The organism is Synechococcus sp. JA-2-3B'a(2-13), from assembly GCF_000013225.1.
Taxonomy (GTDB): domain Bacteria; phylum Cyanobacteriota; class Cyanobacteriia; order Thermostichales; family Thermostichaceae; genus Thermostichus.
Window position 1 is genome coordinate 2,608,537 of sequence record NC_007776.1, and the last position, 20,573, is coordinate 2,629,109.

General features: G+C 59.5%; 14 protein-coding genes. 7 read left to right on the forward strand and 7 right to left on the reverse strand.

The annotated features are described in order from the left end of the window. Window positions 1–215: 215 nt before the first annotated feature. Complete coding sequence (locus CYB_RS11950) at window positions 216–815, forward strand: superoxide dismutase (protein ID WP_011434074.1); 600 nt, start codon at window positions 216–218, stop codon at window positions 813–815. A gap of 97 nt (window positions 816–912) precedes the next feature. Here CYB_RS11950 and CYB_RS11955 read toward each other — a convergent pair whose 3' ends face one another. After that, entirely contained in the window at window positions 913–2,556 is a 1,644-nt protein-coding gene (locus CYB_RS11955; RefSeq protein WP_011434075.1) for a serine/threonine-protein kinase, read from the reverse strand. Between the two features lie 262 nt (window positions 2,557–2,818). Here CYB_RS11955 and CYB_RS11960 point away from each other — a divergent pair, with 262 nt between their 5' ends. Together CYB_RS11960 and glyS are read left to right on the forward strand one after the other, a co-directional pair. Next, window positions 2,819–4,897 carry a cation:proton antiporter gene (locus CYB_RS11960; RefSeq protein WP_011434076.1) on the forward strand — a complete coding sequence of 693 codons (2,079 nt, stop codon included), beginning with the start codon at window positions 2,819–2,821 and terminating at the stop codon, window positions 4,895–4,897. A 179-nt stretch (window positions 4,898–5,076) separates the two neighbouring features. Further along, the gene (gene glyS, locus CYB_RS11965) at window positions 5,077–7,269 is read left to right on the forward strand and encodes a glycine--tRNA ligase subunit beta (protein ID WP_011434077.1); all 2,193 of its coding nucleotides are present in this window, start codon (window positions 5,077–5,079) and stop codon (window positions 7,267–7,269) included. 72 nt (window positions 7,270–7,341) lie between these two features. Here the strand turns inward: glyS and CYB_RS11970 are convergent, their stop codons facing one another. From CYB_RS11970 to CYB_RS11980, 3 genes are all read right to left on the reverse strand, one after another. After that, window positions 7,342–8,265, reverse strand: a complete 924-nt coding sequence (locus CYB_RS11970) for a fructosamine kinase family protein (protein WP_011434078.1) — start codon at window positions 8,263–8,265, stop codon at window positions 7,342–7,344. A gap of 161 nt (window positions 8,266–8,426) precedes the next feature. Beyond that, window positions 8,427–8,723, reverse strand: coding sequence for an IS630 transposase-related protein (locus CYB_RS15725; RefSeq protein WP_083757663.1), 297 nt, complete (start codon window positions 8,721–8,723; stop codon window positions 8,427–8,429). A gap of 197 nt (window positions 8,724–8,920) precedes the next feature. Further along, window positions 8,921–10,213 carry a D-alanyl-D-alanine carboxypeptidase gene (locus CYB_RS11980; RefSeq protein WP_071818173.1) on the reverse strand — a complete coding sequence of 431 codons (1,293 nt, stop codon included), beginning with the start codon at window positions 10,211–10,213 and terminating at the stop codon, window positions 8,921–8,923. 605 nt (window positions 10,214–10,818) lie between these two features. Here CYB_RS11980 and CYB_RS11985 point away from each other — a divergent pair. From CYB_RS11985 to CYB_RS12000, 4 genes are all read left to right on the forward strand, one after another. Continuing rightward, window positions 10,819–11,340: a MarR family winged helix-turn-helix transcriptional regulator gene (locus tag CYB_RS11985; RefSeq protein WP_238376791.1), complete on the forward strand. Its 522-nt coding sequence runs from the start codon at window positions 10,819–10,821 to the stop codon at window positions 11,338–11,340. A 45-nt stretch (window positions 11,341–11,385) separates the two neighbouring features. After that, complete coding sequence (locus CYB_RS11990) at window positions 11,386–12,579, forward strand: RNA-guided endonuclease InsQ/TnpB family protein (protein WP_011434081.1); 1,194 nt, start codon at window positions 11,386–11,388, stop codon at window positions 12,577–12,579. A gap of 101 nt (window positions 12,580–12,680) precedes the next feature. Then, entirely contained in the window at window positions 12,681–14,003 is a 1,323-nt protein-coding gene (locus CYB_RS11995; RefSeq protein WP_041437607.1) for a dihydroorotase, read from the forward strand. Window positions 14,004–14,271: 268 nt separating this feature from the next. After that, the gene (locus CYB_RS12000; RefSeq protein ID WP_011434083.1) at window positions 14,272–14,673 is read left to right on the forward strand and encodes a SaoD/DsrE family protein; all 402 of its coding nucleotides are present in this window, start codon (window positions 14,272–14,274) and stop codon (window positions 14,671–14,673) included. Window positions 14,674–14,678: 5 nt separating this feature from the next. Here the strand turns inward: CYB_RS12000 and clpB are convergent, their stop codons facing one another. The 3 genes from clpB to phoU all read right to left on the reverse strand — a co-directional run bounded on the left by clpB (window position 14,679) and on the right by phoU (window position 20,515). Further along, window positions 14,679–17,321 carry an ATP-dependent chaperone ClpB gene (clpB, locus tag CYB_RS12005; RefSeq protein ID WP_011434084.1) on the reverse strand — a complete coding sequence of 881 codons (2,643 nt, stop codon included), beginning with the start codon at window positions 17,319–17,321 and terminating at the stop codon, window positions 14,679–14,681. Window positions 17,322–17,520: 199 nt separating this feature from the next. Continuing rightward, window positions 17,521–19,806, reverse strand: a complete 2,286-nt coding sequence (locus tag CYB_RS12010) for a ribonuclease R family protein (RefSeq protein ID WP_041436776.1) — start codon at window positions 19,804–19,806, stop codon at window positions 17,521–17,523. 67 nt (window positions 19,807–19,873) lie between these two features. After that, window positions 19,874–20,515, reverse strand: a complete 642-nt coding sequence (gene phoU, locus CYB_RS12015; RefSeq protein WP_011434086.1) for a phosphate signaling complex protein PhoU — start codon at window positions 20,513–20,515, stop codon at window positions 19,874–19,876. Window positions 20,516–20,573: the final 58 nt, after the last annotated feature.

Below are 20,573 nucleotides of genomic sequence, written 5' to 3' on the forward strand. Positions count from 1 at the left end.
GGTTATCGGCAATTGCGCTGAGACAGCCGCGATTCCACCTCTCTGGGGTCGAGCAGGGTTCCAACCGGAATCGAGGTGTCCAAGGGATCCCAGCGCGTACTGATTCTGAGTTACACTAAAACTGCAAAGAAAGGTAACGCCTTTTTCTGGTTCTCCTGACCCTTCACCGCGTTCTTTCTTGCATTCCTTGCACAAGACACAGAGGACAGACGATTATGGCTTTTGAACTCCCGGCTCTGCCCTATCCTGCCGACGCGCTGAAGCCCTACATGTCGGCAGAAACGTTTTCCTTCCACCACGGCAAGCACCACGCGGCCTACGTAGCCAACCTGAACAAGCTCATCGAGGGCACCGATCTGGCCAACAAGTCTCTGGAGGAGATCATCAAAGCCACCTTTGGGGATCCTGACAAAGTGGGTATCTTCAACAATGCCGCCCAAGTTTGGAACCACACCTTTTTCTGGGAATCCATGAAGCCGGGCGGGGGAGGTGCGCCTACCGGGCCTATCGCCGACAAGATCAACGCCGATTTCGGCAGCTACGACAAGTTTGTCGAGGCTTTCAAGACGGCGGCTGCCACCCAGTTTGGCAGTGGTTGGGCTTGGCTGGTGCTGGAGGATGGCACGCTGAAGGTTACCAAAACCCCCAATGCCGAAAATCCGCTGGTTCACGGTCAAACGCCCCTGCTCACCTTGGATGTGTGGGAGCACGCCTACTACCTGGATTACCAAAACCGGCGGCCTGACTTCATCAATGCCTACCTGGAGCACTTGGTGAACTGGGATGCCGCCAATGCCCGGCTGGCTGCCGCCTGACTCCACCTGTTCTGGGATCCCTTGACGGGGGATCCCATCGAAGACTAGCCCTATGTCTCTGTTTGCGAAGGGATCCTTGGGGATCCCTTTTTTGCGCCTAGTCTTTCCCCAAGCGTTCTCGCTCCTCGCGCAATCGCTCCAGAAAGCCAGGGGTGGGAGGTTGGGTTGGAGGGGCTGCAAGGGGAGCAGAAGTTGGAGCAACCCGGTTCACTTGGGGAAACAAAGGTTGATTGATGGGCTGCGGCGGGAGAGGTTTGGCTGGGACAGGGGCTGGAGAAGGTGGAGCAGGGGGTGTGGGCACTGCAACCGGTCGGGGTGGAGGCACAGCAGGGGCTGGAGGAGGAGGTGACACCTGCTGAGTTGGAGCAGGGGGCTGAGGGGTAGAGGACACTGCCTCTGGAGTTGCCGCTGGCCTGGGTGTGGGCTCGCTTGCGGACTCACCGATTCCCAGATCTGGGGCGGGATCATCCTCAAACACCGGTTTGCCCTCCGGATCCCGCGGCAGCCAGTCCAGCAGGGGTTCAGGAGTGGCTGAGGGATCCCGCTCAGGGTGCTCTGCACCGCCGACTGGAAGGGGGCGTTCGGGGGCAGCAGGCGGTCTTTCGCTGCCTGGGCCCGGATCCAACAGCAGACGCAGGCCCCAGAAGGTGCTCCCCGCAATGACAACAAAAAGGGCTATCCCAGCCCAGAGGGGAAACGGCTTGGCCTCGGGCTCTGCCTGGGTACTGAGCAGGTGTGTGCCCGACTGCCCTGCATCCACCGCCGCCAGGGTGCGCTCGGAGAAGATGGGTGCGGTTGGGGGGGGCGCGAGGGAAGAGCTGGCAGCGCTCTGGGAGTGCAGGGATCCCTCCAATTGGGCGCTGAGAACCTTCATATCTTGGGGCCGCTGGTCGGGATCTTTGGCCAGACAGGAGAGCACCACCTGTTCCAGCTCCAGCGGAATCTCATAGGGCAAATTCGAGCGATCGAAGGGCTGAGGCTGTTGGTAATTGTGGGCCTCGTACCAGCCGGGGAAAGAATCGCTCTTGGGTCGCAGAGGTTGTTGCCCGGTCAACATGCGGTAGAGCACCACGCCAAACGAGTAGATATCCGAGCGGGCATCCAGGGCTTCCCCGCGCACCTGTTCGGGAGAGGCGTAGCGCACCGTACCCAAAAAGCCGGTGGTCTGGGTGCCAAGGGCAAGGGAAACCTCGCTGAGCAGCTTAGCAATGCCGAAATCCAAGATTTTGACGGTTTCCCCCAGGGTTTCATCTTTCAGGACGAAGAGGTTGCTGGGTTTGATGTCGCGATGGATCACCCCCTTGATGAGATGGCCATCCTGCTCGGTCTCTAGGTTGTGGGCGTAATAGAGACCGGCACACACTTGGCGGGCAATCCTCACCACCTGTTGAGGCGGCAGCACCGGCTGCTTGAGCATCAGCTCCCCCAAACTGCGCCCCGTCAGGTATTCCATCACCAGGTAAGGTTGGTCGTTCTCTAGGCCATAGTCCAATACCTTGACAATGGCAGGGTGCTCCCCCAGCAGCGTGCTGATGCGAATTTCCTGCTGAAAACGTTTGTGCAACTGGCGTCGGGTGTTGTCATCGCCTGCTAAGTTTTGGTGCAACAGCTTGACCGCCACCGGACGGTTGAACAGGCGCGTATCGACAGCCTTGAACACCCGCCCCATGCCACCTGCTGCAATGCTGTGAACCAGTTGATAGCGCTGGCCGATTACTTTTCCAGGAGCAAGCTGGTGCATAGGCAGCCTAGGAGCATGTACCCTCTGATTCTAATGCGTGTTTCTCGGGAGTTTCTCTTGCCTTTCTCCGGCCATCCCTGCCCAGCAGTCTTCATTCCCAATGTATTTGATGTGCTTTTAAGTACTTATTAAACGCCCTGCCAGTAATTGAAGGCCGGACAAAGTCTGTGGGGCATCGAGAGCTACTTGGATCTGGAGGGATCTGATAGACTCATGCGGGCGCTTTGCCGGGTCTGTTCATTAGCTGTCTGTCGGGTGATTTATGCTGGCTAACTGGCTGCAAATTTCGGGGATCCCTCTAGCCCTGATCGGCCCTGTTGAGAATCCGGTGCTGGTGTTTTTGATCATCCTGACCATCATGCTGGTGGCTCCCTTGCTATTTGAGCGGCTGCGCCTGCCGGGGATCATCGGGTTAATCTTGGCTGGGCTGGTGGTGGGGCCCTACGGCTTGGGCATCTTGCGGCGGGACGAGACCATCATCCTGCTGGGCACGGTGGGGCTGTTGTTTCTCATGTTCATGGCGGGGCTGGAGACCAGTCTGGAAGATTTGAAGCTCAATGCCGGGAAGGCCACCCTCTTCGGGGCGCTCACCTTTCTGTTGCCCATGCTCATCGGCACAGCAGCCATGTTGGCCATTGGGTATGGCTTTCTGGCGGCGGTGCTGGTGGCCTCTTGTTTTGCCTCTCACACCCTGATCGGTCTGCCCATCATCTCGAAGCTGGGGTTGATGCGCCTGCAGACGGTGACGGCAACTTTGGGGGCCACCCTTATCACGAATGTCCTGGCTTTGTTGGTGCTGGCGGTGGTGGTGCGCGCCCACCAAGGGGAGCTGTCGCTGCGCTTTTGGCTGACGTTGATCCCTTCCATTGCCCTCTACACCTTTGCCACCCTGTGGGGGGTGCCTAAGCTGGGCAGTTGGTTCTTTCAACGCTTTGGTCACGACGAGGGAGCAGAGTTTACTTTCGTGATCGCCACTTTGTTTGTGGTGGCCTACGGAGCGGGGTTGATCGGCATTGAGCCGGTGGTGGGAGCCTTTCTGGCCGGGACGGCCATCACCCCTATCATCCCCCAGCTCAGCCCCCTGATGAACCGGATTCAGTTTATCGGCAACACCCTGTTTGTGCCTTTCTTCTTGATCTCGGTGGGGATGCTGATCAATCCCGGTATTCTCTTGGGGGAGCCGCGCACGCTGCTGGTGGGCGGAGTGATGATCGCAGCGGAGGTGGTGAGCAAGTTTCTGGCCGCTTGGATCCCGGCCCAACTGTTTGGCTGGCGCTTTGCCAGCACGATGATCATGTTCGGTTTGTCGATGGCTCAGGCGGCGGCTACCCTGGCGGCGATCACGGTGGCCTTTCAGGTGGAGTTGGTGGATGAGCTGACGGTGAACGGCACCATTGCCATGATCCTCGTGACCTGTGTTGCCTCGCCTTGGATTGTGGCCCGCTGGGGAGAGCAAATGCAGCCCACCGAGGTGGCCGCAGAGTCCACCGAATTGCCCAAGCCGGATTGGGGAGCTCGCGTCTTGGTGCCGGTGGCCAACCCGGATACCGAAAGCAACCTGCTGCAGTTGGCGTTGATTTTGGCCAAAAAAGATGGGGGAACGCTGCTGCCGCTGCATGTTTTGTCTGACCGTGCTGGGATCTCGCCGGCAGCCCTGGCTCGGCAAGAGCAGTTGTTGACCTTTGCAGAAGCTCTGGCCCACAGCGCCGTGACCCGAGTGGAGCCGATTCGGCGGGTGGATGACTCGGTGGAAAAAGGGATCATTCGCTCGGCGGCGGAACGGCAGGCAACCTTGGTGATCCTGGGCTGGAAGGGCTACTCCACCTATGCGGAGAACTTTTTCGGCAGCATCATCGACGCGGTGGTGCGGCAGGTGGGGATCCCAGTCTTGATTACGCGGTTTCCGGTACCCATCGAGACGGCGCGCCGCATCCTCTTGGTTGCACCGGAGCCGGAGGTCTCTCCCGGATCCCTGCAGCAGACCATTGGGCTGGCGCAAACGCTGGCCGGCGAATTGAAAGCGGGTTTGCAGATCCTGCTGGTGCAAACCCGACCTGGGCGGAAAAGCTCCCCAGCCTTGCCGGCAGAAAGCTATGCTCACCTGCCGGTTCAGCGGGTGCAGGGGGGGGTGGTGGCGGAAGCCTTCAAAGCGCTGCAGCCAGGAGATGTGTTGGTATTGGTTCCCAGCGAAACCGGCAACCGGTCGCGTCTGGGCCGAGAGCCGGAGACCATCGCCCGCAACCGACCCAGCCTTCCCATCATCGTGGTGCATTTGCCACGGGATTCAGCTCATCCCTTGCGCCAAGGAGATGGGGTTCTGGCGGCCGCAGAGCCCACTTGACAGGGATGGCATTGGGGTGTTGTCTGGCGGACTGGAGCTCTTGTCTCAACGACGCCCCGGCTCCCCTGGTAAACTGGGATACCCCAGGTTCGGAGCAGTCGTGAGCCAGAAGGGAGGCCCAGAGCCATAGACTATGTTGATTGAGGAAGTGGGGATAGTGCCCTGCGGAGCACAGGAGTATGGTTGCCTATTTGCTAGAAGTCGGCTGTGAAGAGCTCCCAGCCAGTTTTGTGGATTCGGCTCTGGAGCAGTGGCGAACCGGGATCCCGGCCTCTTTGGCGGAGGCCCATTTGCAAGCGGAGCAGATGCAGCTTTTCGGTACGCCGCGCCGCCTGGCGGTTCTGTTGCAGGGGTTGCCCACCCAGCAGCCGGATCGCACTTTGGAGGTGAAGGGGCCGCCGGTTCAGGTCGCCTACCAAGATGGCCAGCTCACCCCTGCCGGGGAAAAATTTGCCCAAAAACAAGGGGTGGATCCCGGCAGCCTGGAAATCCGGCAAGTGGGCAAGGGATCCTTTGTGTTTGCGGTGCAGCGGGTGCGGGGCCGACCGACGGCAGCCGTGCTCCAAGAATTGGCACCCGCCTGGATTACCAACTTGAGTGGGGAACGGCTGATGCGCTGGGCCTGCGGGGATCTGAAGTTTCCGCGCCCCATTCGCTGGCTGGTTTCCCTTTGGGATGATCAGGTGCTGCCTTTGCTGCTGCCGACCCACGAGGGCAATACCATGCCGGGCTTGGTGGCCGGGCGGGTTAGCCGGGGGCACCGCGTTTTGGGATCCCAGCAGGTCACTCTGGAGCGGGCCGAGAGCTACGTTCAGCAAATGCAAGAGGCCGGGGTCAGCCCCGATCCGGCAGTGCGGGAAGCGTACATTCAGGCCGAGGTAACCAAGCTGGCCAGGCAGGTGAATGGGGAAGCGCAGATCCCTGCCCCTCTGCTGCGGGAGGTGGTGCAGTTGGTGGAGTGGCCGACGGCGGTTTTGGGGCGTTTTGAGCCGGAATTTTTGCGCCTGCCGCCGGCGGTGATTGAGACGGTGATGATCATCCACCAACGCTATTTCCCGGTACGGGATGGCCGGGATCCCCAGAAATTGCTGCCCTATTTCATCACCATTTCCAATGGCGACCCTGGGCAATCGGAGCGGATCGGGGCAGGCAACAGCCGGGTGGTACGGGCGCGCCTGTCGGATGCCCGCTTTTTCTACGAAGAGGATCGGCGGATCCCCTTGGCGCAGCGGGTGGAACGCCTGCAGGCGGTTACTTTTGCCGAAGGGCTGGGATCCATGCGGGACAAGGTGGAGCGCATCCGCCACATCAGCCGCCTCATTGCTGCTGCCTTGAACTTGGATGCCCAGGAACAAGCGCTGGTGGAGCGCACGGCTTACCTGTGCAAGGCGGATCTGGTTACCCAAATGGTGTACGAATTCCCCGAGCTGCAGGGGATCATGGGGGCCGACTACGCTCGGCAGGATGGGGAACCGGAGGCGGTAGCCGAGGGGATTGAGCAACACTACTGGCCTTTGGGAGCGGGGGACGCTTTGCCCACAGCACTGACGGGGCGGGTGGTGGGCTGGGCAGATCGCCTGGATACCTTGGTGGGCATGTTTCGCTTGGGGCGGATCCCCACCGGCTCCTCGGATCGCTTTGCCCTGCGGCGGGCCGCCAACAGCCTGGTGCTGGTTGCCTGGGATGCCGGCTGGACTTTTGACTTCAACTTGCTGTTGCAGAGCGTGGTGCAGGACTATGCCTTTGGCGATGTCCACACCTTGCGAGCCTTGCAGGAGTTTTTGGCCCAACGGATACAGACCCTTTTGCAGGAGGAAAAGCGGATTGATTACGACTTGGTCAGGGCCGTAGTGGGGGATCCAGAGTCCGTCAAAACCGAGGATCCCCAGAAGGCCGAGCTCACCATGCGGGCCCTGGGCAACCTGCCCTTGACTTTGCTGCGGGCGGAGTACCTGCAACACCTGCGGGCCACCGGGGAATTGGCGGATCTCTATCCCACCCTCAATCGCTGTGCCCGCCTAGCAGCCCAAGGGGACTTGGACTACGCCGTGGTGGATCCGGCAGCCGCCGTGGATCCCGACCAGTTGCAGGAGGCGGCAGAAAGGGAGTTGTACGAGGCTTGCCAGAAGGTCTATCGCCTGGGGGTGGAGCCAGCCCTTCAGGGAGACTTTGTCCCCTTGGTGGAAGCTCTGCAAGCAGCAGCCCCTCAGGTAGCTCAGTTTTTTGAAGCCGTTCTGGTGATGGATCCGGATCCTGGTCGGCGGGCCAGCCGGCTCAATTTGCTGGGGGTATTGCGCAACCAGTCGCGCCTGTTGGGGGACATGGGGGCTGTGGTCATGGCAGGGGAGTCGTCGCCGGAGAAGACCTCCTAGCTGGCCAATCCAGACACGCTTGGAACCCTCACTCCCGGCCCCTCGGGAGCTTGGGAATGGACATGCAACCTATTATCCAAGGAAGCGCAGACATTGCCGCAAAGCCCGCTGCACCGAGCCTAGGTAGCCCTCTCCAAACAGGTTGAGATGGTTGAGCCAGTGGTAGAGCTGGTAGAGGGGCTTGCGGTGAGGATATCCCTTATCCAAAGGATAGGTCTGCTGATAAGCCCGATAGAACTCCGGCGGAAAGCCGCCAAACAGTTCTGTCATCGCCAGATCCGTCTCTCGATCCCCGTAGTAGGTGGCCGGATCGAAAATCACCGGGGATCCATCGGCCAAGGCCCCGTAGTTGCCGCCCCACAGATCTCCATGCAACAGAGCGGGTTCTGGCCTGTAATCCTGAAAAAAAGCTTCTAGCTCCGCCATCACCCGCTCTGCGTGAGCCACCCACTCACCCCGGTAGCCTCGCTGACAAGCCAGCCTGACCTGGTAGAGCAGCCGTTGATCCCGGTAGAAGTCCAGCCAGCTCTGCCGCCAACTGTTGATCTGAGGCGTAGAGCCGATGGTGTTGTCGCGCTCCCAACCGTAGCTGCCGTTGGGGGATAGGGTGCGGTGCAACTGGGCCAACTGGGATCCCAACAAACCCGCAGTCTGCGGACGGGGCGAGGTTAGCTCCAGGTATTCCAGCACCAAGTAGGCCTGCTCTCCTACGGATCCCCAGATGATGGGCTGGGGCACGCGAATGGCCTGGGCAGCCGCTAGGGTTTGCAAGCCCGCAGCTTCCGCTGCAAACATCTCCAGCGCCCTTTCTCCCCCACGGGCCAATTTGACGAAGTAGTCTTTTACCCCTTCTGCAAGAGGGCTTTGGGAAGCGCAGGAAAACCGATAGGTGACGTTGATGCTGCCTCCGCCCACAGAACGATACTGTAGGGGCTGGATGGGATCCCCTGTTGCTTCTGAAAGGTGCTGGGCGATGGTCTGCCAAAGAGTTTGCATCAGCAGCAAAAGTCAATTGTCGGAGAAAAACAGGTACTTATGGTCATTTCGGGTAGTCATTTCAGGTTAGGGTGAGACGCCTGAGCCATTGCCTGGGCCATTGAGAAAAGCCCTATGGCCCCGTGCATTCAAAGTTTTAGGTGTGGGCGCAGTCTCCTGGTTTAATTGAAATGACCATAACTCTTTTTTTGTGCTACTTTCACCTTCTCATTCTCAAGAGCACAGTCAATAGCGCGAGGACTCCGTCCCGCTGGCAGGACGGGTTGGACGCCAGACCGGGCTCTATCCTTCAGTCGAGCTTCTGGGTACTGGTCTCCGTCTTGCTGCAGGGCAGCCGAGTCTATCTTGCGCTTGCGGGTCTTGACTGTTGTCGGCCTCAGGTCTTCTCGGTTCAGCCAGCGATAAACTGTTGCACGACTAACCTTGTTCATCCGTGCAACTGCTCCCTTCCTGGACATACCCTATGACTCTCTCTCAGGTCTAAGCTTCCTCCTGAGGTCTACCTCCATGCCTTCTTAGCTGCAGGGCCGTCTCATTCTTAAATGAATTGACCCTGTTCCTAACCTGTGGGGCTCTGGGGTCTTGAGCTTCCGCCTCCTATGGGGAAAGTGGGGGGAGAGCTGTATCTCAAATTAAGTTCGAATTGAGGTCAGCATTAGCGGCGGAGAGGCTCAGAAATGGCCACCACATCCTGCAGAAACTGATCCTGTTGCTGGCGCAAAATGCCCAGGTCAGGACCTTGGTTGAGCAGGACAAAGTGGATGCCATTCGGCAGCTGCCCCATCGTCATCAGCCGATCCGCAGCGGATCCCACCTGAGCAGCCGTGCCTGGGGGCAAGGTGCGCGCCCGCAGGGTGCTGTGGCCAGTGCCCGCTCTGGGCAAGATCCGAGTCGGATCCCCATCTGTGAAATCTACCAGGTGTTCCCAGAGATGAGCTAGGGCGCGGGGGGAAAGGTACAGCGCTCGCCCTCTTTGCCCCAGGCGAATGTCTTGCTCGGCGGGGGCCATTTGGGAATCCAGGCGGGAAATGGGCTGAGCCACCAACCGCTGCCGCAGGTACTCCAGCAGGGCTGTTTCGCCCCCCAGTTCCGCCAACAGGGCTTCTGCCATGGCTCGGTCGTTGCTGCCATTGAGGATCTGCAACAGGGATCCCAGCCGTAGCGAGGTGTAGCTGGCCAGGCAGTGGGCGTCCGCGGGGAGGGCTGTTAGGACTGACACCGAGCCGCGAATGACAACCGGATGGGGTTGTTGAGTATTGCTGAGGAGTTCTGCCAAACGCTGAGCGCCGCCCAAAGGATCGGGTTGGCCCAGCAAACGGAAGGGGGGCAACACCTTCACATCCCCGTCGATCTGGCGAATGTTGAGGCTATGCAAATGGCGGGCCAGCTCTGCCACATTCGCTTCCGTGAAATAGGGATCCCCGCCACCCACCAGGATCAAATCTCCCGTCAAGCGATGGCCCAACCGATGGCCTGTGGTGTAGAAGCGGGTCTCAAAGCGATGCTCGTAACCCCAAGTCTCCAGGGCCATCAAGCTGATGGCCAACTGATCCAAGGCTCCCACCGGCAAAGGTCGATCCAGCCCATGCTCCGCCAACAGCTCCCCTTCCGGCGTCCAGAGCAGGATCCCCTGTTGAGAGAGCGCTCCCCCTTGGGCCGCCAATCCTTGCAAAAAGCCGGACAAGACCGAAGCGTAAGGAGAATCTTCCCACTGCGGCGATTGGGCGCGGGGCCACCAAGGGGGAAGGCCCGGCGTCCCACTTGGGGAAGGCAGCGGCGGCGGTGGAGTGGGGATGGGGGGGAAGGGATTCTGAGTCAATGTGGGAGACTCGACTTCAGCACCTGTGGGGTTGCTCCAGCAGGCCCCCAAGGCCAAAGCACCAGCTAACGGGATCCCTGCCCAGAGGAGACGACGATGGGGGCGCAACCCCTGTGGGATAAGCGGCATGATGACCTCACAAAGACACTTGCAAAGGACAACGGGCTGGCAAAAGACTTGACGCTACTCTAGTGCCATCCGAACTGCCTTGGCAAATCTCTGTGCCAGCCTTTTCCAGCGTTATCGACTCCGGCCAAGGCAAGCCCATCTTTTGCTTGTCAGGGATCCCAGTCAGCTGTGACGTAAACTACCCGACACCAACCGCTAGGCGGTACGGAGCGGGCTTTTAGTAGCCCTGCAGTTAGCAAGCCAACCACGAGCCTCTGGGGTGGTTTACAGCACCCCCAATCGACCGTTACCAGTGCCTTAAACAACCGTTTCTGGTGTCCGCAGTATTATTATAGCATTCCTCCCGACACCGACCCTACGGGTACAGTGCGGGGCTCCTGCAATTTCTAGCTGATGGGTAGCCAAAAAATGTTGTGTGGCCTGATGGATATCTTTATGGATATCTTTTGCAACTGTAATGGCCGCAGATCGTCTGTTGGCTGTGCAAGGGCTAGGCCGTACTGCAGATCACACAACCTTCTCGGCAAACCGTAAGCTCCTTCTCTCCTTCTCCTCAGTAAAAGATAAAATAGGGCGATTTAGATTCCGAGCATTCCAGGCCGCCGATGGGAAACAGTCAAACCGGGGAGATGGTTCAATCGGAAAAGCAGGCTTTCCTGGAACGGTGGCATGACATTCTCGCCCCCAACTCCCTGGGCTACCGCATTCGATTGTTGTCTCAATTGGTGCGGCGGAAGTTGCAGTCTCATTTGGAGCCTTTTGGCCTGACCATCTCCCATTGGGTGGTGCTCTGCTGCCTTTGGGAAGAAGACGGGATCCCTACTTCCACTATTTGTGAGCGCTTGCAGCAGTTGGGGGGCACCATGACCGGGGTGTTGGATGGCATGGAAAAACGGGAGCTGATCCGGCGGCAGCGAGATCCTGAGGATCGGCGGATTTGGCGGGTCTACCTCACACCTGCAGGGGAGGAGCTGAAAGACGTTTTACCCCCTCTGATTTGGCAGTTGCGGGAGCAAACCTACGGCTGTCTCAGCCTAGAAGAACAGGCAACCCTCTCGCGGTTGGTGGATCGGCTGATCGCCCATCTGTCAGCTAGAAATCGCAGGAGCCCCGCACTGTACCCGTAGGGTCAGTGCCGGGAGGAATGCGCTTTGATGAAGTACAATGAACTTATGACCCAAGTCCTGACCGTATCCTGCAAGCTCAAGGCGTCCCAGTCGCAAGCCGCCAAATTGGACGCGACTTTGGAGGCTTTTGGCCAAGCCTTGAATTGGGTCAACCAGAACACGCCGGAGAAAGTCGCCAACGCCGTTAAGCTCCAGTCTCTGTGCTACCGCGAAATCCGTGCCCGGTTCGGCTTATCCAGTAACTTGGCTCAGCAGGTCTGCAGACGGCTGGCCGGCGCCCGTAAAGTTGCCCAACAGAAAAACCGCCCCGTCAAAGCGTTCAAAGGGGGCTTCGCTACCTACGACGCTCGTATCTTTTCGTTCCGCGAGAAAGACTGGACGGTGTCGCTGACCACGGTGGAGGGTCGGGAGCGCTTTGAGCTGGCGATTGGCCGCTACCAGAGAGAACGGCTGGCTGGTTCCAACCCCAAATCTGCCACCCTGGTCAAGCGTAAAGACGGCTCCTACTCCATTCAAATCTGTGTGGAAGCGGAGCCATCCCCGCCGCAACGCACGGGCAGAGTGCTGGGGGTGGACTTGGGGAGGACGGATATTGCCCATACGTCAGAGGGGGACAACTGGAATGGACAGCAGTTGAACCGAGTCCGAGACCACTACTCCCGATTGAGGGCGGTACTCCAACGCAAAGCCAGTAAGGGCACACGCAGTTCGCGGCGCAGATGCCGTCAACTGTTGCAACGGCTGTCTGGCAAGGAGAGACGCTTTCAGGCGTGGGTCAATCATCGCATCTCCAAAGCTATTGTCTCTAGGGCAAAAGCTACCAACAGCGCTATCGCCCTGGAAGACCTGACAGGGATCCGGAAAAGAGTCAATCAACAGCCGCGCAGCAAAGCCGAGCGGCGCAGGGCCAACAGTTGGGCGTTCTACCAACTACGCCAGTTTCTGGAATACAAGGCGAGGGTTGCAGGGGTTTCTCTGATTCCTGTGCCGCCTGCTTACACGTCGCAGACCTGTCACCGGTGCTTACACATCCACCCTGAGCAGGGCAAGTCCTACCGCAGTGGCAAGTCGTTCAAGTGTGGGCACTGTGGATGGGAAGGGGATGCGGATTTGAATGGTGCGAATGTGATTGCGCTCTTGGGGGCTGTCGTAAACCAGCCTAGAGGTTCGGGCCTGTTTTGTTCTCTGGTAGAGCAGAACAGGCTCAGGGCTACTGAAAGCCCGCTCCGTACCGCTTAGCGGTCGGAGCCGGGTAGTTTACTGGATCCAGATGCGGCTGTGCTGGCGGAGCCAAGTCAATAGTCTTTATCTTGAGAGCGCCTTTGGGGGAGGGCGGAGCTTTGTCTGGAGATTTGCTGATCCGAAATGCTGAGCTGCTGGTGCCGGAAGGGGATCCCTGGCGGGGAGATGTGCTGGTGCGGGAGGGGCGCATTGCCCAAATCGGCCCAAACCTCTCGCCAGAAGGGGTGGCCAAGGTCATCGACGCCGAGGGCCATACCCTGATGCCGGGGGTTATCGATCCCCAAGTTCACTTTCGCGAGCCTGGCCGCGAGCACAAAGAAGACCTCCAGACGGGATCCTGGGCCTGTGCCCGGGGCGGGGTGACCAGCTTTTTGGAGATGCCCAACACCGACCCGCTGACGATTGACCAAGCGACGCTGGATGACAAGCTGGCCCGTGCGGCCAGCAAGTGTGTGGTCAATTACGGCTTTTTTATCGGGGCCACTGCCGATAACTTAGAAGAGTTGCAAACGGTGCAGGGAGCCTGTGGCATCAAAATCTTCATGGGATCCATGCATGGGCCCCTGTTGGTGGATGATCAGGCGGCGCTGGAGCGGATTTTCGGGGAAACGGATCCCAACTTTTTAATTGCCGTCCATGCCGAAGATTTGTCTCGCATCACAGCTCGTAAGGCCCTGTTTGCCGGACGCACAGACGTAGCTGTTCACTCGCAAATTCAGGACGAGGAATCGGCCCTGATCGCCTCACGGCGGGCTTTGGACTTGGCCACCCGCTACCGCCATCGCCTACACATTTTGCACCTTTCCACCGGCCTAGAGGTCGAGCTGCTGCGCCAGCACAAGCCGGCCTGGGTGACGGCAGAGGTGACCCCCCAACACCTACTGCTCAGCACCGCCGATTACGCTCGTCTGGGATCCCTGGCCCAGATGAACCCCCCCCTGCGGGATCCCGCTAACCTGGCCCAACTGTGGCAGGGGCTGCAGGACGGGATCCTGGATTGCATTGCCACCGACCATGCCCCCCATACTCTGGAAGAAAAGGCTCAGCCCTATCCCCACTCCCCTTCCGGTATGCCCGGCGTGGAAACCGCTTTGCCTCTGATGTTGACGGCAGCCCAGCAGGGGCGTTGTACGCTGGCGCAGGTGGTGCGGTGGATGTGTGAGGCACCGGCCCGCCTCTACGGGATCCCCAACAAAGGGCGGCTGCAGGTGGGCTACGACGCCGACCTGGTGCTGGTGGATCGCCACACACCCAAACCGGTGCGGCGGGAAGAGCTGCTGACCAAATGCGGCTGGAGTCCCTTCGAGGGCTGGGAATTGGTGGGCTGGCCCCTAGTCACGATCGTGGGCGGACAGATTGCCTTTCAAAACGGCCAGGTGGATCCCTCGGTGCGGGGAAAGGCTCTTCAGTTTCAGCGCTAGCCAGGGATCCCTGCTATCCCGCAAGGGCTTCCGATAGCAGCAGGACAGAAGTGGCGCAGTAGCCTATCCTAGCTTCCCTCTCCCTTTGTGGGAGAGAAGCCAGGCCTGAGGGCGGGATGGCGCAAAAGCCTCAGGAACGGTCTCAGGCTGGTTTGCCGATCACCACACACCTCGGCCTGCTGGGTCCGGCAACTCTGGCCCAGAAACTCGTGTTACTCTGAAAATGATAATTACTGATAATCAAAATTGAAAACGGCAAGGGGGCCTCATGAAAGTTGCCTACGTGTTCACCCATCCCCGCTGCGGCACCTACAAATTGGGCCAGATGATCCTGCCTCAGCTAGAAGCAGGGGTGCATGGAGCGCAGGTGGTGGGCATGTTCTTTTTCGACGACAACTGCTTTGTCTTGCGGCAGGGGGATCCCATCGGCGAGCGCCTAGCCAAGATTGCCGAAGCGCAAGACATTTTGCTGATGATGTGCGACATGTGCGCCCTGGAGCGCAACCTGGCGGAAGGGGAACCCAAGTGGTGCGACGCCCAGGGACGTGGACGCAAGGAGCCGGGCTACTGCGTTCCCAAAAACGTGGTTAAAGGCGTGCAGGTGGGCTGCTTCCCCGACCTCTACGCGGCCTTGAAAGACAACCCACCTGACCAAGTGATCAGCTTGTAACAGGTCTAGCTGACGGCTACGGCAGCGGGCGGCTCCTGGCGGGGCTGAGAGCCGATCTTGCGGAAGATCAACCGCTCGTTGGCTACATCCACCAAAATGCGGTCGCCGGGCAGGAACTCGTTCTCCAGCAGCTTGGTGGCGATGGGGTTTTCGATCTCCCGCTGGATCACCCGCTTCAGCGGACGGGCCCCGAACACGGGGTCGTAGCCCACCTCTGCCAGGTAGTCTTTGGCTTCTTCGGTGAGCAGGATCTCGATTTGCTGATCTGCCAGCAGCTTTTCCACCCGCTGCATTTGCAGGCCGACAATCTGGCGAATTTGCTCTTTGGTGAGGGCGTGGAAGATGATCAGCTCGTCCACCCGGTTGAGGAACTCCGGTCGGAAGTGGTGCCGCAGCATGGCCAGCACCTGAGTTTTCATCTCCTCGTAGCGGCTTTCATCGGCCCCAATTTCCAGGATGAGGTCGCTGCCGATGTTGCTGGTCATGATGATGATGGTGTTTTTGAAGTCCACTGTCCGCCCTTGGGAGTCGGTGATGCGGCCATCGTCCAGCACCTGCAGCAGGATGTTGAAGACATCCGGGTGGGCTTTTTCCACCTCGTCAAACAGCACCACCGAGTAGGGGCGTCGCCGCACCGCCTCGGAGAGCTGCCCGCCTTCTTCGTAGCCCACGTAGCCTGGAGGAGCTCCGATTAGACGAGAGACCGAGTGCTTCTCCATGTACTCGGACATGTCGATGCGCACCATCGCCTCGGAAGTGTCGAAGAGGAACTCCGCCAAAGCACGGGCCAGCTCGGTTTTCCCCACGCCAGTGGGCCCCATGAACAGGAAAGAGCCGATGGGGCGATTGGGATCCTTCATGCCGGCCCGGGCGCGCCGAATGGCTGCCGCTACGGCGGCTACCGCCTCGTCTTGGCCCACCACCCGCTGGTGCAAATGGGCTTCCAGGCGCAGCAGCTTCTGCTTTTCCGACTCCATCAGGCTGGTGACTGGGATCCCGGTCCAGCGGGAGACGATCTCAGCGATATCTTCAGGAGTCACTTGCTCCCGCAGCAGCGGCTCGCCGTTGGTCTGCAGCTTGGCCAGGTGAGCCTCCTGCTCTTGGATTTGCCGCTCCAATTCCATCAGCTTGCCGTACTTGAGCTCGGCAGCGCGGTTGAGGTCATATTTTTGTTCAGCCTGTTCGATTTGAAGCTTGACGGCGTCCCGCTCGGCTTTAAGGCTTTGCAGGCGTTCGATAGCCTCTTTTTCAAATTGCCAGCGAGCATTCAACTCCCGTTGTCGCTCCGTCAGGTTGGCCAGCTCCTGCTCAATTTTGCTGAGGCGATCTCTAGAGGCAGCATCATCTTCTTTTTTCAGGGAGAGCTCCTCCATCTGCAGTTGCATGATGCGCCGGTCAATTTCATCCAATTCGACGGGCTTGGAGGTGATTTCCATTTTCAGCTTGGCCGCCGCCTCGTCCACCAGGTCGATGGCTTTGTCGGGCAGGAAGCGCTCGGAGATGTAGCGGTTGGAGAGCACCGCTGCCGCCACCAAGGCGGAGTCGCTGATTTTGACCCCATGGTGCAGCTCGTAGCGCTCTTTGAGGCCGCGCAGGATGGAGATGGTATCTTCCACCGAAGGCTGATCCACGTACACCGGCTGAAAGCGGCGTTCTAGGGCCGCATCTTTTTCGATGTGCTTGCGGTATTCATCCAGGGTGGTGGCGCCGATACAGCGCAACTCGCCCCGCGCCAGCATGGGTTTGAGCAAGTTGCCGGCATCCATGGCCCCTTCGCCGGCCCCGGCGCCGACAACGGTGTGCAACTCGTCGATGAAGAGGATGATCTGGCCTTCGGATTCAGTGACCTCTTTGAGCACAGCTTTGAGGCGGTCTTCAAATTCCCCGCGGTACTTGGCCCCGGCAATGAGAGCGCCCATGTCCAGAGCAATGACTCGCCGGTTTTTCAGAGACTCCGGCACATCTCCCCGGTTGATGCGCTGGGCTAGGCCCTCCACAATGGCTGTTTTCCCCACGCCGGGTTCGCCGATGAGGACGGGGTTGTTTTTGGTGCGGCGGGAGAGCACCTGAATGACGCGGCGGATCTCGTCATCTCGCCCGATCACCGGGTCCAGCTTCCCTTCGCGGGCCGCCTGGGTGAGATCGCGGCCATAGCGCTCCAGGGCTTCGTAGCGGGATTCGGGGTTTTTGTCGGTGACCCGCTGTTTGCCTCGCACCTCTTTGATGACCGGTTTGAGGCGCTCTACCGTCAGGCCCAGGGGTGCCAAGACCCGCTTGCCCACCCGCTCATCTTGCAGGGATCCCAAAAACAAGTGCTCCACCGAGATGAAATCATCGCCGTACTCTTTGCGAAACTCCTCGGCCCGATCCAGGGTGGTTTCCAGGCCGCGACCCAAGTAGAGCTGATCCACCCGCGCCAACTTGGGCTGCTGGTTGATGAAGCTTTCCACTTTATCCCGCACCAGCTTTGGATCGATACCTGCCCGTTGCAGGAGGGTTTGGGTGAGCCCCCCCTCTTGATCCAGAAGGGAGATCAGCAAATGCTCGGTTTCCAACTGTTGCTGCTGGTGCCGCCGGGCCACATCTTGGGATTGGACAATGGCGCTCCAAGCTTTTTCGGTAAATTGGTTGGGATTGGTGGGCTGCATAGGAGTTCGGCAGAGCTTTGCTACTCAGTATAGGAAGGCAATACAGACACAGGGAGCACCCTGGACTCTTTCGGGGCAGTAGAGCTGGGTGCCGGAAGCTCCGGTAGGATCTTCCTGATCTAGGTATCGCCTATTTTGCCAGAGCCAGAGTTCGCAACAACCGTCCTCTCCAGCTGCGATCCATGGAGGGATCCCCGCCTTATTCTTCTTCTTCGTAGGGACGGCCTTCCCCGATTACCGCCAGGTCAATTTGTTGGCGGTAGTAATCCACGTTCTTAATCTGCACCTCCACCCGATCCCCCAGGCGAAACTGGCGCCGACTCTTGCGTCCCACCAGCGCCTGCTGACGGCTGCGGTACTCGTACCAATCGTTTTTCAGGGTGCTGACCCGCACCAAGCCTTCCGCCAAGATGGGATCCACCTGGACAAAAAAGCCGTAGTTCTGGACACCGATGATTAGGCCGGGGAACACCTCTCCCAGGTGCTTTTGCATGAACTCAGAGCGCTTCAGGCCCATCAGCTCCCGCTCCGCCTGCTGCCGGATCCGGTACCCCTCCTGAATTTTGGGCAGTTGCGCCTGGAGAAACGCCTGCCATTCCTCCTGCACCTTGGGCGGCAACACCTGCCAGTCGATTTGGCCATAGCCGCTGGGGCCGTGCAGATCCACCACGGTTTTGGAGCGAGAGCTGCGGCGCTCGCGTCCTTTGCTCAGGGCCAGGTGCAGGGCACGCAAATTGAGCAAGTCGGCATAGCGGCGCAAGGGGGCCGTAAAGGTGGCGTAGGGTTCTTTGAGGCCCAACCCAAAATGGCCGAGTTGCTCTTCCAGAGGCTGGAGACGATACTCGACCGGGGGCAAGGTGGCCAGCATCTGCGCCACCAAGGCCGGGCTCGCGCCAGAGGCCAACACATCGGGAGCGGTGATGCGGGCACAAATCCGCTGCCAGTCCGCCAGAGTTACGACAGCGGGATCTTGCAAATTCAGATCCAGCTTCATGGCATTGGCCAGGCGCAAAAAGCTCTGCAGGGCCTCGGCGGCAGGGGCAGGCTGCACGCGGGCCAAAGAAGGGATCCCCAACTGGCGCAAATGGTGGCCCAGGATTTGGTTGGCCAGCAGGAGAATTTCCGTCATCAGGGCATGGGCGCCGAGGCGATCGCTGATCAAGAGGGGGCCGTAGCCGCTTTCGTCCGCAGAGTGGGGAGTGAGCAAATCCAACAGGGGCAGGTCAAATCCCCCCGCCTGGTGACGTTTGGCCCGTAGGATCTGGCTAAGGCGCAGCAGGTTTTGCAGCAGGGCCATCAACTCCGGCACTTCTTCGTCGGGGCCCAAGTCGGCGGTGGTGGCCAAAAGAGCCTGCACCTGACCATAGGACAGGTGAGCCCGCGATTGCACCAGGCTGGGGTAAATCTCGAAGTTTTGTACCACCCCTTCTGGGTCGAGGGTCACTAGCAGTGAATAGGCCAAGCGCTCCTGCTGTGGCAACAGAGCCAGGCGGTTGTGCACCTCCGGCGGAAAGAGAGGCAGCACCATCGTATCGAGGTAGACGGTGGCCGTCCGCTGCTGAGCCTCTTGCTCCAAGGGGTGGTCGGGATCCAGCCAGTGGGCTACGTCGGCAATGTGGATCCCCAGCAGCCAGTGGTCATTCTCTTGCCGCTGCAAGGAAACAGCCACGTTGGGTTCCAAGCCGTGGGGATGCTGCAGATCCAAAGGCTCCAAAGTGATGCAAAACCAATCGCGCAGATCGCGGCGGCCCTTTTGGTCAGAGCGGCTGAGCTTTTTGGGCAGAGCTGCTGCTGCCTCCAACACTGGAGCGGGAAACTCCTGCGGTAGGTCGTACTTGCAACAGACCAAATCTGCATCGATGGAGGCCTCTGGGCCGTCGCCCAAAATTTTGCGAATGGTTCCGGTTGGGGGCAGATCCCCCAGCGGGTAGCGATTCACCTCCACATAGGCCACCCGACCTTCCGCCAGCTCGACAGGGGATCCCTCCGTCAGGGCCAGCTCGAACAGCAGCCGGTCGTCCAAGGGCACCACCCGAAAACCCTGTTCCGTCTGTTTGAGGCGACCCACCAGGGCAGAATTGGCCCGCTCCACAACGGCCACCACCTCTCCCTCAGGGCTGCGGCGACGGTTGCCATCTTTGGTGACCCGCGCCAACACCTGATCCCCATTCCAGGCGCCGCTGAGGTTGCTGCCGTGGATGTACACATCCTCCACCCCCGGCTCGTCCCGAATGGCGAAGCAAAAGCCTTTGCTGGAACAGCGCAAACGCCCCACCACCAAAGATTCGTCCGGCTTGCGCCGATAGCGAGGGGGATCCCCTAGTCGTTCCAGAAACCCGGCCCGCACCAGGCCATCTAGGGCAATCTCGAGCATTTCCGGCGCTTCTGGGTCGGGGGACTGCAAGAGGGCAAGAAGAGTATCTTTGTCGGTCAATTGATCGGGAGGCTGAGAGAGAAAATGCTGAAAAATTCGAGAGAAGTCCATTTTGGGTATTGGCAAAAGAGGAGAGAAGAAGAGGGGTTAAGACATCACAAGACCCAACCCATTGGCATTAGTCACGCTGGCCGGTGACAATGAAGGCAACCCGCTGGCCGATGTTGGTGCTGTGGTCGGCCAGACGCTCCAGGTAACGGATCGCCAGCAACATCAATAGAATAGGCTCGACCGATCCGCGAATGTCAGACTGCTGCGCCAACGTATTGTAAAGGCTAGTGTAATCTTCATCAACGGCGTCGTCTTCCCGCTTCAGTTGTCGGCCCAGGTCGGCGTCCAATTCCGTCAGGGCCACCAGGCTGTGGCTGAGCATTTTCTGGCAGCGCTGCATCATCACGCGAATACGACCCAGCTCCGGAGGCGGCGGGTACATGACCAAGCGCAGGGCCACTTCGGCCAAGTCTTTGGCGTAGTCGCCAATCCGCTCCAGATCGCGTACCAGTTGCATCAGGGTACTGATCCAGCGCAGATCCCGCGCCACCGGGGAGCGCAAGGCAATCAAATTAATACAGTCTTTCTCGATTTGACGATAAAAACGGTCAATTTGCTTGTCTTGGGCGATCACCTGTTCGGCGGCGGCCAAGTTCTGTTCAAACAGGGCCTGCTGGGCCAAGACCACCGACTTTTCCACCAGCGCCCCCATGCGCAGCACGTCCTGCTGTACCCGTTTGATGTGAAGTTGCAGCTCGGCTTGCCCCATGGCTTTCTCCCATGAATGTGGGCAGGGGGGGGAAGGGTTGCAGTTGTTTTGGATTCAA

Bases quoted from the DNA above. Each gene is read 5' to 3' on its own strand.
- CYB_RS11950 (WP_011434074.1), top strand. From the start codon at position 216: ATGGCTTTTGAACTCCCGGCTCTGCCCTATCCTGCCGACGCGCTGAAG.
- CYB_RS11955 (WP_011434075.1), bottom strand. From the start codon at position 2,556: ATGCACCAGCTTGCTCCTGGAAAAGTAATCGGCCAGCGCTATCAACTG.
- CYB_RS11960 (WP_011434076.1), top strand. From the start codon at position 2,819: ATGCTGGCTAACTGGCTGCAAATTTCGGGGATCCCTCTAGCCCTGATC.
- glyS (WP_011434077.1), top strand. From the start codon at position 5,077: ATGGTTGCCTATTTGCTAGAAGTCGGCTGTGAAGAGCTCCCAGCCAGT.
- CYB_RS11970 (WP_011434078.1), bottom strand. From the start codon at position 8,265: ATGCAAACTCTTTGGCAGACCATCGCCCAGCACCTTTCAGAAGCAACA.
- CYB_RS15725 (WP_083757663.1), bottom strand. From the start codon at position 8,723: ATGTCCAGGAAGGGAGCAGTTGCACGGATGAACAAGGTTAGTCGTGCA.
- CYB_RS11980 (WP_071818173.1), bottom strand. From the start codon at position 10,213: ATGCCGCTTATCCCACAGGGGTTGCGCCCCCATCGTCGTCTCCTCTGG.
- CYB_RS11985 (WP_238376791.1), top strand. From the start codon at position 10,819: ATGGGAAACAGTCAAACCGGGGAGATGGTTCAATCGGAAAAGCAGGCT.
- CYB_RS11990 (WP_011434081.1), top strand. From the start codon at position 11,386: ATGACCCAAGTCCTGACCGTATCCTGCAAGCTCAAGGCGTCCCAGTCG.
- CYB_RS12000 (WP_011434083.1), top strand. From the start codon at position 14,272: ATGAAAGTTGCCTACGTGTTCACCCATCCCCGCTGCGGCACCTACAAA.
- clpB (WP_011434084.1), bottom strand. From the start codon at position 17,321: ATGCAGCCCACCAATCCCAACCAATTTACCGAAAAAGCTTGGAGCGCC.
- CYB_RS12010 (WP_041436776.1), bottom strand. From the start codon at position 19,806: ATGGACTTCTCTCGAATTTTTCAGCATTTTCTCTCTCAGCCTCCCGAT.
- phoU (WP_011434086.1), bottom strand. From the start codon at position 20,515: ATGGGGCAAGCCGAGCTGCAACTTCACATCAAACGGGTACAGCAGGAC.